Source organism: Enterobacter sp. 725m/11 (genome assembly GCF_011683705.1).
GTDB lineage: Bacteria > Pseudomonadota > Gammaproteobacteria > Enterobacterales > Enterobacteriaceae > Enterobacter > Enterobacter bugandensis.
This window is the reverse complement of record NZ_JAAQOK010000019.1, coordinates 1-14,161: the sequence shown is the minus strand read 5'-3', so window position 1 is coordinate 14,161 and position 14,161 is coordinate 1. Positions and strand designations below refer to the sequence as shown.

Here is a 14,161-nt window from a genome sequence, read left to right as displayed (position 1 = left end):
AGGAGAGGGTAATGATGCATCAGAGGATTTGGCCGAGAACCTGACGCAGATGGGCACCCGAACCCAGCAGGCCTGGGTTATCATGCACGATGAGATAAACGGGAATGTCCTGTACGTAGCTTCTGAAACGCCCTTTATCTTCAAACCCGCCGCGGAAACCGGAGGCTTTAAAGAAGTCGAGGAAGCGCGGCACGATCCCGCCCGCAATATAGACCCCGCCAAAGGTGCCCAGCGTCAGCGCCAGGTTGCCGCCGAACCGTCCCATAATGACGCAGAACAGCGAAAGAGCGCGACGGCAGTCGATGCAGCTGTCCGCCAGCGCGCGTTCAGTGACGTCTTTCGGCTGCAGATTTTCCGGCAGACGACCGTCCGATTTCACAATCGCACGATACAGGTTCACCAGCCCCGGTCCTGACAGGACGCGCTCGGCGGAAACGTGGCCGATCTCCGCGCGCAACTCTTCGAGGATAATGCCCTCTTCTTCGCTGTTTGGCGCAAAGTCCACATGGCCGCCTTCACCCGGCAGGCTCACCCAGCGCTGAGCAACATGCACCAGGTGCGACACGCCCAGGCCGGTACCGGCGCCGTAAACCGCAATCGGCTTGCCTTCGACCGGTTCAGCGCCGCCAAACTGAATCAGGTGCTCCGGCTTCAGCATCGGGATCGCCATGGACACCGCGGTGAAGTCATTGATGATTTCCAGATGCGCAAAACCGAGATTCTTTTTCATCTCTGCGATGGAGAATGCCCAGGTATGGTTGGTCATTGCGACCCAGTCGCCGGTTATCGGGCAGGCAATGGCGATGCAGCCGTCTTCGACGCTCACCTGATGCTCTTCCAGATAGACGCGAACAACGGCCTCAAGGCTTGGGTAATCCAGCCCTGAGTAGGTTTTCGCCCGGGAAATTTCACCGCTACTTACATCGCATAATGCGAGACGCGCGTTCGTGCCGCCCACATCGCCTACCAAAGCATACTTTGTCATTCTTCTACTGCTCCGCTAAAGTCAGAATAAATCTTTCGGACACTGTAAATTCAAGGCGTGATAACAACAACGACCGGAAGGTGAATGCCCGTGGATTATCGATCTTCGTCACAGAATAACTTTACCGTTTCAGCACCTTTTGCACTATTGCCATAAGGCTTAATATGCAAAGTAACGTCATTGCATTTTGTACAAGGAAATCATCATGCTCCACCCGCGAGCCAGAACCATGCTGTTGCTGGCAATTCCGGCGCTGATCATTGGCGTGGCCTCAAGCCTGGTCCTTATCGTCGTGATGAAAATCGCGTCGGTGCTGCAAACTCTCTTATGGACAGCGCTTCCGGCAAAACTGGGGGTCACCGCGGATTCTTCGGCGTGGATCATCCTGATGCTGACGTTAACCGGTATTGCGGTGGGTCTGGCGATCCGTTTCAGTCCCGGCCACGCCGGACCGGACCCGGCGCTGGAACCCCTGATTGGCGCTCCGGTTCCCCCCTCTGCACTGCCGGGGCTGATCGTCGCGTTGATCGTGGGCCTGGCGGGCGGCGTTAGCCTGGGTCCCGAGCATCCGATTATGGCGGTGAATATTGGCCTGGCGGTGTTCCTCGGCGCACGCATTCTGCCTCGCGTCGGCGCGCTGGACTGGACCATCCTCGCCTCCGCAGGCACCATCGGGGCGCTTTTTGGCACGCCTGTCGCTGCTGCCCTGATCTTTTCTCAGACGTTGGCCAGTGATAACGACGTCCCGCTCTGGGATAAGCTGTTCGCTCCACTGATGGCCGCGGCTGCCGGCGCGCTGACGACAAGCCTGTTTTTCCATCCCCATTTTTCCCTCTCTCTGCCGCACTACGGAGAGATGCGGATTGCAGATATATTCAGCGGCGCCATCGTCGTCGCGATCGCCATCGCGCTGGGCATGGTGGCGGTATGGTGTCTTCCGCGCCTGCACCGGCTGGTGCATAAACTCAAACATCCGGTATTGATTCTGGGAACAGGTGGGTTAATCCTCGGTGTTTTAGGGGCAATTGGCGGAACGGTGACCCTGTTCAAAGGTCTGGACGAGATGCAGCAGCTGGCCTTCAGCCAGGTGTTTAGCGTGTCCGATTACCTGTTGTTTGCCGTCATCAAGCTGGCGGCGCTTGTCGTTGCTGCAGCGTGCGGTTTCCGCGGCGGGCGTATCTTCCCGGCGGTGTTTGTCGGCGTGGCGCTGGGGCTGATGCTGCACGAGCATGTCGACGCGGTTCCGGCGGCGATTACCGTATCCTGCTCTATTCTGGGGCTGGTACTGGTGGTGACGCGCGATGCATGGCTGAGCCTGTTTATGGCGGCGGTGGTGGTGCCGGATTCGACGCTGTTCCCGCTGCTCTGCATCGTGATGTTGCCCGCCTGGCTCCTGCTGGCGGGCAAACCGATGATGATGGCCTGGCGAAACGACAAATAATCAGGCGCTATTGCGCGCTTCCAGCGCTTTTGTAATCGCCCCCAGCAGCGGCGGGATATCCGCTTTTGGCAGCATCACCTCAATTAGCGAGAGCCGCTCGTGGTGCGCCACTTTTTCCAGCACGTCCGCCAGCTGCTCCGCTTCACTGACTTGCCAGCACTGAGCCTGAGGATCGAGGCTCAGGGCCTGCGGGATTTGCGTCCAGTTCCATAGCGCAATGTCATTGTAACGCTGTTCCGGCCCGTGAATTGCCCTTTCAACCGTGTATCCTTCGTTGTTGAGCACCAGAATGATGGGGTGTTGTTTATCACGCAACATTGACCCGAGCTCCTGAATGGTCAGCTGTGCCGCGCCATCCCCCGTCAGCACAATCACCCGCCGGTTCGGGCATGCCGTTTGCGCACCGAACGCCGCGGCCAGGGTGTAGCCGATCGAGCCCCACAGCGGCTGGACGATAAAATTCACGTCGGCAGGCAAACGCAGGTCAATCGCGCCGAAGGCCGAGGTGCCCTGATCGGCCAGGATGATGTCTCCCGGGCGAATAAACGTTTGCAGCGTTTGCCAGAAATTCTCCTGCGTAAGTGAGCCGTCCGGCTGAGGGAAATTCATCGCGCTGTGCGATGCCGGAACAGGCTTATCGTGAATATGCTGTTTGCACAGCTCCAGCAGCGCTTCAATGGCCTGGGCCATCGGGATGCCGGTAAACCAGATATCGCCGACGCGGGCGGCATGAGGCTGGACTTCTATCGTCTGTGCAGGCGTTAACTGATGGGTAAACCCGGCCGTCAGAGTATCGGTAAAACGCGTGCCGATGCACAGCACCGTATCCGCTCCCTCTATCGCCTCTTTTACCGGACCGGCACTGGCTGAACCGCTGTAGGTGCCGTAAAAACCGGCGTTACGTTCGTCGAATATGCCTTTGCCCATCAGCATCGTGGCATGCGCCATCGGCACATCCTTCACCCACTTCTGCAGCGCGTGCTTCAGCCCATGGCGCAGGACAAGAAAATCCGCTAACAGCGCGGTACGCTTACTCGCTGCCAGTTGACGCTCCGCAGCATCCCGGAACGCTTTCAGGCAGGCGCTATCGGCATGGGAATGCCGAAGCGTGAGAGCGTTTACAGGCGGCGTAGCGGCTTTTTTTGCCACATCGGCAGGTAACATCAAATAGCCGGGGCGACGTTCCCGGAGCATCGTCGTCAGTACCCGGTCGATTTCATAACAGGCGTTTTGTTCGGTCAGGATCGCCTGTGCAACGGTGATCGGCTCGCTCATTTGGTAAAAATGACGGAACTCACCATCGCCCAGCGTATGGTGCAGCAGTTCCCCCCTTTGTTGAGACGCCATACCCGGCGCGCCAACAATATGCAGCACCGGAACGTGCTCGGCATAGCTGCCCGCAATGCCGTTCATGGCACTTAATTCGCCGACGCCAAACGTCGTCAGCAGCGCGGCGAAGCCCTTACAGCGGGCATATCCGTCAGCGGCATAAGAGGCGTTTAACTCGTTGGCACAGCCCACCCAGCAGATATCCGGGCTGTCTATTACGTGGTCGAGAAACTGCAGGTTATAGTCGCCCGGCACGCCAAACAGATGATCGGCTCCACAATCTGTAAGACGGTCCAGCAGGTAATCGGCGACGCAGTACGGGGTACGCATAAACAGGTATCCTTCTGATGTTGACCTCACTTTGAGTATTAAATAAGCGTGATGGCTGTCCAGAATTGGTGATAAGAAGGCTATGGAAAGAATGCTTTACAAAAAATGCTGGGCTATGCTGCTTTTTTTCACGTTAATGTAAACGTATACACTGATTTTTCTCTTCAGCACGAGAGGTCATACGAATGGGTTATCAGCCGGACAAAAATCGTTATCAGACAATGGAGTATCGCCGCTGTGGGCGAAGCGGACTCAGGTTGCCCGCGGTCTCGCTGGGGCTGTGGCATAACTTTGGTGACGCCACGCTCATCGAAAATAGCCGTCAACTTTTACAGCGCGCGTTCGATCTGGGTATTACGCATTTCGACCTTGCCAATAACTATGGTCCCCCGCCGGGGTCTGCCGAGCGTAATTTCGGCCGTATTTTGCAGGAGGATTTCCTGCCCTGGCGCGACGAGCTGATCGTCTCCACGAAAGCGGGATATACCATGTGGGACGGCCCTTACGGCGACTGGGGATCGCGTAAATATCTGCTGGCAAGCCTCGATCAAAGCCTGAAGCGCATGGGGCTGGAATATGTCGATATCTTCTATCATCACCGTCCTGACCCGGAAACGCCGCTGCAGGAAACCATGAAAGCGCTTGACCATCTGGTGCGCCAGGGCAAAGCCCTGTATGTCGGGTTATCCAACTATCCTGCCGAGCTGGCGCGAAAAGCGATTGATATCCTGAATGACCTGGGCACGCCCTGCCTGATCCACCAGCCGAAATACTCGATGTTCGAACGTTCGCCGGAAGAGGGTTTGCTGGATGTTCTGCAGGAAAAAGGGGTCGGCTGTATTCCCTTCTCGCCGCTGGCAGGGGGACAGTTGACCAACCGGTATCTTAACGGTATTCCCGCCGATTCCCGTGCGGCAAGCGGCAGTCAATTCCTTAACCCGGAACAGATCACCGAAGAGAAGCTTGAGAAGGTGCGCCAGCTAAACGCCCTGGCAGAAAGCCGCGGCCAGAAACTCTCGCAGATGGCGCTTGCCTGGGTGTTACGCCATGAGGAGGTCACGTCGGTACTGATCGGTGCCAGCAAAACGGCTCAGATTGATGATGCCGTGGGTATGCTGGAAAACCGCCAGTTTACCGCAGAAGAACTTTCTCTAATCGACCAGATCCTGAGCAGTTCAAAATAAAACCACTTTTAGCAAAAAGTGCTCTCCCTCGGGAATTCGGAGTTGAGGCGATGAAACGAGCCTTTACCAACTCGTAATATTGCGTTAACAGGCCCCACGAAGGCCCCGATCGTGAAGGAGAAAGAGTATGTTCAGGTCACTGATTCTTGCAGCGGTATTACTGGCTTCGGCCCCGCTCGTCGCCACTGCGGGCGAAATCACCCTGTTGCCATCAGTAAAATTACAAATTGGCGATCGTGACGACTACGGCAGATACTGGGACGGTGGCTACTGGCGCGACCGTGATTACTGGCACCGTCATTATGAATGGCGGGGTGACCGCTGGCGCAGGCACGATAACGGCCTGCATCGCGGCTGGTATAAAAACAACGCTTATGAGCGCGGCTACCGCGAAGGCTGGAAAGATCGTGACGACCGCCGCGGCGGCTGGGGTCACGGCGGAAAAGGACGCGGTGGTCACGGTCACGGTCACGGTCATCATTAATGCAAAAAGGAGCCTCCCGGCTCCTTTTTCTTTTATAGCCCCAGCGCGGTGCCAATCAACAGCCACAGATTTAGCGCTACGACGACCACCACGATGGCCCACCCGGCCCGTTTCACCAGCGTCGTATTAACCAGCTCACCCATCAGAGTTTTATTGCTGGTGAAAATCAGCAGCGGCACCAGCGCCAGCGCAATACCAAAGCTCAGCAGCACCTGGCTCATCACCAGAATTCGCGTTGGATCGAGCCCCATCAGAATCACGATAAACGACGGAAGCATGGTGATAAAACGACGCACCCACAATGGAATATGGAAGCGAACAAATCCCTGCATCACCACCTGCCCTGCCAGCGTCCCCACCACCGTGGAGGAGAGACCAGCGGCAACCAGGCTCAGACCAAATATCGTGGCAGCAGCATGGCTCAGTAACGGCTCGAGCGTGAGGTAAGCCTGGTCGAGATCGGCGACGCCAGTATGACCGTTAAAGTGGAAAGCGGCGGCTGCGGTGGCCATCATCGCCAGATTCACAAAACCCGCGATGGTCATGGCGATTGCCACATCCCATTTGGTTGCCGAGTAGCGTTCTTTACGCGTCCCGCCGTGCAGATGCTGGGTCAACGAGGAGTGCAAATAAATGACATGCGGCATAATGGTCGCCCCAAGTACCCCGGCGGCCAGGAAAACCGCTTCCGAGGTTGGCAGGCTTGGGATCACCATGCCTTTCGCGAGCTGCGCCAGATTCGGCTGTGAGAAAATCAGCTCGACGATGTACGCCGCAGCAACAAACAGCAGCAGGCCACCAATGACCTTCTCCAGCGGTTTTTGCCCCCGACGCTGTAACATCAGGATCAGGAATGTGGCAATCCCGGTCAGCACCGCTCCCTGTAACAGCGACACGCCCAGAATCAGCTTAAAGCCGATCGCTGCCCCGATAAATTCAGCGAGATCGGTTGCCATGGCGATAATTTCCGCCTGAACCCAGTAGAGCCACACCGCCGGACGAGGATAATGGTCGCGAATTTGCTCCGCCAGGTTTTTACCCGTGGCAATCCCCAGTTTTGCAGAGAGCATCTGAATCAGCATCGCCATCAGGTTTGCCCAGACGACCACCCACAGCAGCTTATAGCCGAAACTGGCCCCGGCCTGAATATTGGTCGCAAAATTACCCGGATCGATATAGCCGATGGCAGCAATAAAAGCAGGTCCCATTAATGCGAACCGCAACTTGCGCGCGGCTCTACCACTGCTACCCTCTACGCGACTGTTTGTCATTATCTGCCTCTGGAAATATAGCCTTTGCTATGTTTAATGCTATCAAAATGAGAATGATTATCAAGATCATTTAGAGAGTTTAAAATGATTTCTCTGATAGCTAAGAACAATAGACGGGCAGGTGGTGCGACATCACAGAATGTGAAAATGCGCGGTCATTTGTGAAGCGTAGCACACAAACTTAACTTTTCACTCATTTACCTAACATAACAAAAATGTATTGTGGATCACTAATTTTGAGACTCGTCACAGGATGTAACTATAGTGTGTCCCTGATCTCGTTTTCTTTTCGCTTGTTACATAGAATGTGCACGAAAATTAAACCTGCCTCATATTTGGAGCAAATATGGACCGCGTCCTTCATTTTGTCCTGGCACTTGTTGTCGTTACTGCACTCGCATTGCTGGTCAGCACAGACCGCAAAAAAATTCGTATTCGTTATGTTGTCCAGCTGCTGGTCATTGAAGTTTTACTTGCGTGGTTCTTCCTGAACTCCAACGTAGGCCTCGGCTTCGTGAAAGGCTTCTCCGAAATGTTCGAAAAACTGCTCGGATTCGCCAACGAAGGGACAAACTTTGTCTTCGGTAAAATGAACGACGAAGGTCTGGCATTCTTCTTCCTGAAGGTACTGTGCCCAATCGTCTTCATCTCCGCGCTGATCGGTATTCTGCAGCACATCCGCGTTCTGCCGTTCGTTATTCGTGGCATTGGTTTCCTGTTATCCAAAGTAAACGGCATGGGCAAGCTGGAATCTTTCAACGCCGTAAGTTCCCTGATCCTCGGTCAGTCTGAGAACTTCATCGCGTATAAAGATATCCTCGGCAAAATGTCCCGTAACCGCATGTACACCATGGCGGCAACCGCGATGTCTACCGTTTCCATGTCTATCGTGGGCGCATATATGACCATGCTGGAGCCAAAATATGTGGTTGCAGCGCTGGTTCTGAATATGTTCAGCACCTTTATCGTTCTGTCGCTGATCAACCCGTATCGTGTTGACGCCAGCGAAGAGAACATCCAGATGTCTAACCTGCACGAAGGTCAGAGCTTCTTCGAAATGCTGGGTGAATACATCCTGGCCGGTTTCAAAGTGGCGATTATCGTTGCCGCGATGCTGATCGGCTTTATCGCCCTGATCTCCGCACTGAACGCCCTGTTCGCCGCAGTGCTGGGCATCTCCTTCCAGGGCATCCTGGGCTACATCTTCTACCCTGTCGCATGGGTGATGGGTGTTCCAGCTCACGAAGCGCTGCAGGTGGGCAGTATCATGGCGACCAAGCTGGTTTCTAACGAATTCGTTGCGATGATGGATCTGCAGAAAATCGCCAGCACGCTCTCTCCACGTGCGGAAGGCATTCTGTCCGTATTCCTGGTCTCCTTCGCGAACTTCTCGTCCATCGGTATTATCGCCGGTGCGATTAAAGGCCTGAACGAAGAACAGGGTAACGTGGTTTCTCGCTTTGGCCTGAAACTGGTTTACGGCTCCACCCTGGTGAGCGTCCTGTCTGCTTCTATTGCTGCGCTGGTTCTGTAACGTTTACCGTAAAAAAAACCGGGAGACTTGCTCCCGGTTTTTTTATGCCCGCAATTCTTCCAGCGGTTTGGGTTTGCCTATCAGGTAGCCCTGGAGATAGTCCACGCCGAAGCGTAGCAGCATCTCCCGCTGCGCTGGCGTCTCAACATATTCTGCCACCACGCACAGTGATTTCGTCTTCGCCAGATTACATATCGACTGGACGATCATTGCGTCCATATCATCAGTACAAATATCTTTCACGAAGCAGCCGTCAATTTTAATGATGTCTGCCTGCAGGCGTCTCAGACGCTCGTAGTTGGCGTAGCCGGTACCAAAATCATCGATGGCAATCCTGAAACCGTAATCCCGCAGTTGTTGAATATTGTGGATGCTGCAGCCGGAATTGGAGAAGGCCTGCTCTTCGGTGATCTCAATCACGACAGCCTGAGGCGCAACGCCGTACCGTTCAAAGAGCGCACAAATCTCAGTCGCCACCTCATTTTGCATCAGCGTAAGCGGCATCAGATTGACAGAGAAACGGGTGCCAGCCTGCGTCGCTGGGTGATCGCGCAGCCACAGCAGTAATTTTTCCATGACGCACATATCAAACCGGTGGCTGAGGTTGAACTGGGCAATCAGCGGAATAAAGCGGTCAGGGGTGATGATCTCGCCCTCGCTCTCCATACGCGCCAGAATTTCGTAGTACCCGCTACCGTCCGCCTTCTGGATCGGCTGCGCATACAAATGGAACTGTCCCGCCTCCAGGGCGTGCTTAATCCGCGCCAGCATCAGGACACGCTCCGTTGTTTGTCCTGATGCAGCTTCCAGGCTATTCGTCAGCGCAAGAACGTTGTGCGCTCCGCAGGATTGCTCGGCCAGCCAGCTCAGTTGCCCCAGCGTGTGGTGCAGTTTCTCACCGTTTTCGACCATTCCCCAGGACGCGCCAAATTCGATATCCAGCCCGGTATTGTTCCAGAAAATCTTACGGCTGTTCAGCCGATCAACCATATGCTGGAGGCGCTCGGCCGTTCCCTGCCCAAGCAATACCAGCACCAGCTCGCTTCCCGGCAGCTGGAAAAGCGTCTCATCTTTTTGCAACAGCGGCTGGAGAGAGGACGTGATCATTCGTTTGCAGTGCACCCGCATGAGAATGCCGTAATGGCGGCTCAAAAACTCCAGATTATCCATTCTCAGGCAACACACTTTGGCATCCGGGTGGTCGAGGAGAAAATCTTCCAGCGCACGAATGTTGGGTAATCCGGTCAGCGGATCGGTGAGCGCTCTGTCCTGCCAGCCCTGCTTCAACCATTCGCTTCGCTGATAGATACGCGACATATAAAGCAGGCAGATAGCAAATGAGATCAGTACCGACAGGATAAAGGAGAGCGAATGGCCCGACTCCACTCCGTTTAGAAAGTTGTAGTTGTAGGTCAACAGCAGAAGCGCAGAGGTGGCCCACAGCAGAGAGATAAGCGCGTAGCTCAGACGGCTAATCGCTAACGTAAAGAGAATGAAAATTATCGGCATCAAATAGCCCGCAATAACAGGCGACTCAAAAGGCGCACATAAAATTGCGATGATGGCGATTAACAGCATCAGCCAGACGAATATATATAATGATTTCTTGTGTAAAAACACGGGCTTCACACTTCGCCGCCAGAACTTGATGGCATAACGAGGATTAATAATCATTCTTAACGGATAATAGAACATCATGGTAAAAATCATCGCCGCACATATCAGGCTTTGAATATCAACAACGTTATAAATTACCGTACCTTCGCCGAAGAAAGTTGAGATTGTGACCGGAAAATCAAAGAAATAGCCAGCGAGATACATCGACATTTTAATGCCTATCGGCACCATAAAGCCGAGCCAAAATATGCGTAACCCAATGTGCCTGTTGGGCATACAGTAGCGCCAGCGCCGGCCCAGCAGAAGGCGCAGAACACCGCAGGCAGCGAATACGGAGAAAGTCTGACAGAACAGTAATACTGAATATTGTAGCGGCGCTAAATTAACGTTAAATATATTAGCAACCATAAAACTTATCAGAATAGGCAGAATACCGCGGCGCCCCAATAACAGCATAATCGCCAGCATAACGCTTAACGGGAGCCACGCTAAATAAACGTCGTGTTCATTAACAATTGCACGCGGGGAGAGATAACGGGAAACAGGAACCGCAATCAGACAGATCGCCAGAGCAATTATAAATATCTTTACATTATTATACGATTTTCTATTCATTAAGCTTGGGGAGATTATTATCCATTCATATCATTGACCGCATGGATAATAGGTTTATTAATTACGCGAATCAAGTTGAAGTCTATTTATAGACTGATTTATTGATTTCGGTTGAGGTGGGATATGGAAAAAAACCATTTTGGCAACAAAATACGTTTAGGGGTGTTACAAAAACATAAAAAAAACCCTCGTCTTTTGACGAGGGTTTAAAATTTTGGTGGAGCTAAGCGGGATCGAACCGCTGACCTCTTGCATGCCATGCAAGCGCTCTCCCAGCTGAGCTATAGCCCCACATGTGACTTTACTAACCACACTCTGTTGGGTTCAGAGTTTGGTGGAGCTAAGCGGGATCGAACCGCTGACCTCCTGCATGCCATGCAGGCGCTCTCCCAGCTGAGCTATAGCCCCATCGTAAAGCTGTCATGTTGACGGGCGGCATAATATGAATTCCGCCGCGGAGTGTCAACGGCAAAATCAATAGCCGCGGTTCAATCGCCGAAAAATCATGCAAATGAATCACTTTGCGAGCCTGCTCGCAGTCATGAGTTAAGCCTGTCACGTTTTCACGTAAAACGGTGCTATAAAATGAGCCGTTAATTAACCCCACGAATATTCAGGAAATTGTATGATCAAGGAACGAATGACGCCGGAAGAGTTAGCCCTGCTCACTGGCTATAGCCGACAGACCATCAATAAATGGGTACGCAAAGAGGGTTGGATAACGTCGCCCAAGCCCGGTGTCCAGGGGGGTAAAGCGCGCCTGGTGCATGTGAACGAAAAGGTGCGTGACTTTATCCGCAGCGCACGCCGGGCAACGGAAACATCCGCTGTGCCTGACGGCATCAGCACTGACGGTTCGCTGCATACCCTACTCCTGACGCTGGCTAATGAAATGACGCCGGAAGAGCAGAAGCAGATGACATCGCTGCTATTGCGGGAAGGGATTACCGGTTTGTTGCAACGTTTAGGGATTCGCGACCAGAATTAATATGAAAAGACTACGTAGCAAAATGACCACGGAAGAGCTGGCGGAGAATTTGGGTGTTGCCAGACAAACGGTAAATCGCTGGATACGGCAGCAGGGGTGGAAAACCGAAGGACTCAATGGCGTAAAAGGCGGTCGGGCGCGGCTCATTCACGTTGATGCACGCGTGAAGGAACATATTATGAGCCTCCCGGCTATCCGTAACCGCCAGGCGGTTTATCATCTGGCTGAGGTGGCCTCATCCTACAATGAACAGCCTTCACGTCTGCGTCCGGGCATTATCGAAACGCTGGAGAGTATGACTGAGCTTGAACAGCAGCGTCTGGATACCTTACTGAAGCGCGAAGGCATACGCGGTTTTCTTGCTCGTCTGGGTATTGCCGAATAAAAGTCAAAAAAAACGGCAGGATACCCTGCCGTTTTTCTTATAGATGGCTTAATTACTGCTGATTTTCACGTTCTGCAATAAAATCCAGCGCCTTGTTGATGCGCGCAACGCTGCGTGACTTGCCGATGGCATGGACAGTCACATCCAGCGCCGGAGACTGACCCGCGCCGGTCACCGCAACGCGCAGCGGCATACCGACTTTGCCCATGCCCACTTCCAGTTCGTCTGCGGTCGCCTGAATGGCGTGATGCACATTCTCAGCGGTCCACTCGGTGAGCGCAGCCAGCTTGTCGCGCACCACTTCCAGCGGCTGACGCGCAACCGGTCGGAGGTGCTTCTTCGCGGCGTCAGCGTCGAACTCATCAAACTCTTCATAGAAGTAGCGGCAGCTTTCGGCAATTTCTTTCAGCGTTTTGCAGCGCTCGCCGAGCAGTTTTACCAGGTCCGCCAGCTCAGGGCCAGTGCGGGTATCAATGTTTGCCTGCTCAATGTGCCACTGCAGGTAAGTCGCCACATATTCCGGCGGCATGGTATTGATGTAGTGATGGTTGAGCCACAGCAGCTTGTCGGTGTTGAATGCGCTGGCAGATTTGCTCACAGAGCTCAGAGAGAACAGTTCGATCATCTCTTCGCGGCTGAAGATCTCCTGATCGCCGTGAGCCCAGCCCAGACGCACCAGATAGTTCAGCAGCGCTTCCGGCAGATAGCCGTCGTCGCGATACTGCATGACGCTGACCGCACCGTGACGTTTAGACAGCTTTTTACCGTCGTCGCCGTTGATCATGGAGACGTGCGCATAGACCGGAACAGGTGCATTCAGCGCTTTCAGGATGTTGATCTGGCGTGGGGTATTGTTGATATGGTCTTCACCACGGATAACGTGGGTAATTTCCATATCCCAGTCATCAACCACGACGCAGAAGTTATAGGTTGGGGAACCGTCAGTACGGCGTATGATCAGATCGTCCAGCTCCTGGTTGCTGAATTCGATCGGGCCACGGATCTGGTCGTCGAAAATCACCGAGCCATCCTGCGGGTTAGCAAAACGCACCACGCATGGCTCATCAGCGGCATGCTCGCTGTGGTCGTGGCGGCAGCGGCCGTCATAACGCGGTTTTTCACCGTTCGCCATCTGCTCTTCACGCAGCGCATCCAGACGCTCTTTGGAGCAGTAGCACTTATACGCCGTGCCCGCGACCAGCATCTCATCAATAACAGCGTTATAGCGGTCAAAACGTTTGGTCTGGAAATACGGGCCTTCGTCCCACTGCAGGTTCAGCCAGTTCATACCATCCATAATGGCTTCAATTGCTTCCGGCGTGGAGCGCTCAAGATCGGTATCTTCTATACGCAGCACGAACTCACCTTGGTTGTGGCGTGCAAAAAGCCAGGAATAGAGAGCAGTACGAGCACCACCGACGTGCAGATAGCCTGTCGGGCTCGGCGCGAAGCGAGTTTTGATTTTCATGAAATGGCCTTACGTTATAAAGATGCCGGCAATCGGCAAATCCCGGGGAAAAAACGATGGGCAATATTCTATCACTGTGGGGGGATTCCTCAATGTCGATCCCTTTATCGTGGCGGAGTTTGCAGTTTTTGTTTAGAAATCATGCGCCACCGCCCGTTTTGCGATCGTTTTGTTTAATTTTACGACGAACGAATAAAAACTTTAGAAAATGCGTTGACTCATTTTCAACTCTCCCTATAATGCGACTCCACACAGCGGGGGTGATTAGCTCAGTTGGTAGAGCATCTCCTTTACACGGAGGGGGTCGGCGGTTCGAGCCCGTCATCACCCACCATCTACTTCGGTAGACTCGCAGTGTAGATAAGAATTGAGATTGGGCGATTAGCTCAGTTGGTAGAGCATCTCCTTTACACGGAGGGGGTCGGCGGTTCGAGCCCGTCATCGCCCACCATTTCGGGTCGTTAGCTCAGTTGGTAGAGCAGTTGACTTTTAATCAATTGGTCGCAGGTTCGAATCCTGCACGACCCACC

11 protein-coding genes and 5 tRNA genes are annotated in these 14,161 nt (G+C 53.7%); 9 read left to right on the top strand and 7 right to left on the bottom strand.

The annotated features are described in order from the left end of the window. Positions 1-19: 19 nt before the first annotated feature. The gene (gene glk, locus HBA26_RS10245) at positions 20-985 is read right to left on the bottom strand and encodes a glucokinase (protein WP_028013981.1); all 966 of its coding nucleotides are present in this window, start codon (positions 983-985) and stop codon (positions 20-22) included. A gap of 205 nt (positions 986-1,190) precedes the next feature. On the opposite strand from glk, the gene HBA26_RS10240 reads away from it, so the two are divergent. After that, a complete protein-coding gene (locus HBA26_RS10240) occupies positions 1,191-2,426 on the top strand; it encodes an ion channel protein (RefSeq protein ID WP_041908826.1) in 1,236 nt (411 codons plus the stop codon). Here HBA26_RS10240 and ipdC read toward each other — a convergent pair whose 3' ends face one another. Beyond that, complete coding sequence (ipdC, locus tag HBA26_RS10235) at positions 2,427-4,085, bottom strand: indolepyruvate decarboxylase (RefSeq protein ID WP_126345383.1); 1,659 nt, start codon at positions 4,083-4,085, stop codon at positions 2,427-2,429. It abuts the gene before it with no gap. Positions 4,086-4,270: 185 nt separating this feature from the next. Between ipdC and mgrA the strand changes: the two genes are divergently transcribed. Next, positions 4,271-5,269, top strand: a complete 999-nt coding sequence (gene mgrA / locus HBA26_RS10230) for an L-glyceraldehyde 3-phosphate reductase (RefSeq protein WP_126345384.1) — start codon at positions 4,271-4,273, stop codon at positions 5,267-5,269. 127 nt (positions 5,270-5,396) lie between these two features. Continuing rightward, positions 5,397-5,753: a DUF2502 domain-containing protein gene (locus tag HBA26_RS10225; RefSeq protein WP_049138779.1), complete on the top strand. Its 357-nt coding sequence runs from the start codon at positions 5,397-5,399 to the stop codon at positions 5,751-5,753. 32 nt (positions 5,754-5,785) lie between these two features. On the opposite strand, the gene HBA26_RS10220 is transcribed toward HBA26_RS10225, so the two are convergent. Further along, positions 5,786-7,024 (bottom strand): Nramp family divalent metal transporter, encoded by a 1,239-nt coding sequence (locus HBA26_RS10220; protein ID WP_028013986.1) that lies wholly within the window; start codon positions 7,022-7,024, stop codon positions 5,786-5,788. A gap of 346 nt (positions 7,025-7,370) precedes the next feature. On the opposite strand from HBA26_RS10220, the gene HBA26_RS10215 reads away from it, so the two are divergent. Continuing rightward, the gene (locus HBA26_RS10215) at positions 7,371-8,558 is read left to right on the top strand and encodes a NupC/NupG family nucleoside CNT transporter (protein WP_008501591.1); all 1,188 of its coding nucleotides are present in this window, start codon (positions 7,371-7,373) and stop codon (positions 8,556-8,558) included. 42 nt (positions 8,559-8,600) lie between these two features. On the opposite strand, the gene HBA26_RS10210 is transcribed toward HBA26_RS10215, so the two are convergent. From HBA26_RS10210 to HBA26_RS10200, 3 genes are all read right to left on the bottom strand, one after another. Beyond that, the gene (locus HBA26_RS10210) at positions 8,601-10,790 is read right to left on the bottom strand and encodes an EAL domain-containing protein (protein WP_049000949.1); all 2,190 of its coding nucleotides are present in this window, start codon (positions 10,788-10,790) and stop codon (positions 8,601-8,603) included. A gap of 215 nt (positions 10,791-11,005) precedes the next feature. Next, positions 11,006-11,081: transfer RNA gene (locus HBA26_RS10205), tRNA-Ala, on the bottom strand. Positions 11,082-11,122: 41 nt separating this feature from the next. Continuing rightward, positions 11,123-11,198 (bottom strand) — tRNA-Ala (locus HBA26_RS10200). A gap of 217 nt (positions 11,199-11,415) precedes the next feature. Here HBA26_RS10200 and HBA26_RS10195 point away from each other — a divergent pair. After that, entirely contained in the window at positions 11,416-11,778 is a 363-nt protein-coding gene (locus HBA26_RS10195) for a YfeC-like transcriptional regulator (RefSeq protein WP_047364140.1), read from the top strand. Between the two features lies 1 nt (position 11,779). Continuing rightward, on the top strand, positions 11,780-12,163 hold the full coding sequence (locus tag HBA26_RS10190; protein WP_032644902.1) for a YfeC-like transcriptional regulator: 384 nt from the start codon (positions 11,780-11,782) through the stop codon (positions 12,161-12,163). 52 nt (positions 12,164-12,215) lie between these two features. Here HBA26_RS10190 and gltX read toward each other — a convergent pair whose 3' ends face one another. Next, a complete protein-coding gene (gltX, locus tag HBA26_RS10185) occupies positions 12,216-13,631 on the bottom strand; it encodes a glutamate--tRNA ligase (protein WP_045631029.1) in 1,416 nt (471 codons plus the stop codon). 258 nt (positions 13,632-13,889) lie between these two features. Between gltX and HBA26_RS10180 the strand changes: the two genes are divergently transcribed. From HBA26_RS10180 to HBA26_RS10170, 3 genes are all read left to right on the top strand, one after another. After that, positions 13,890-13,965, top strand: a tRNA-Val gene (locus HBA26_RS10180). A gap of 41 nt (positions 13,966-14,006) precedes the next feature. Further along, positions 14,007-14,082 (top strand) — tRNA-Val (locus tag HBA26_RS10175). Between the two features lie 4 nt (positions 14,083-14,086). Beyond that, a tRNA-Lys gene (locus tag HBA26_RS10170) sits at positions 14,087-14,159 on the top strand. The last annotated feature ends 2 nt before the right edge of the window (positions 14,160-14,161 follow it).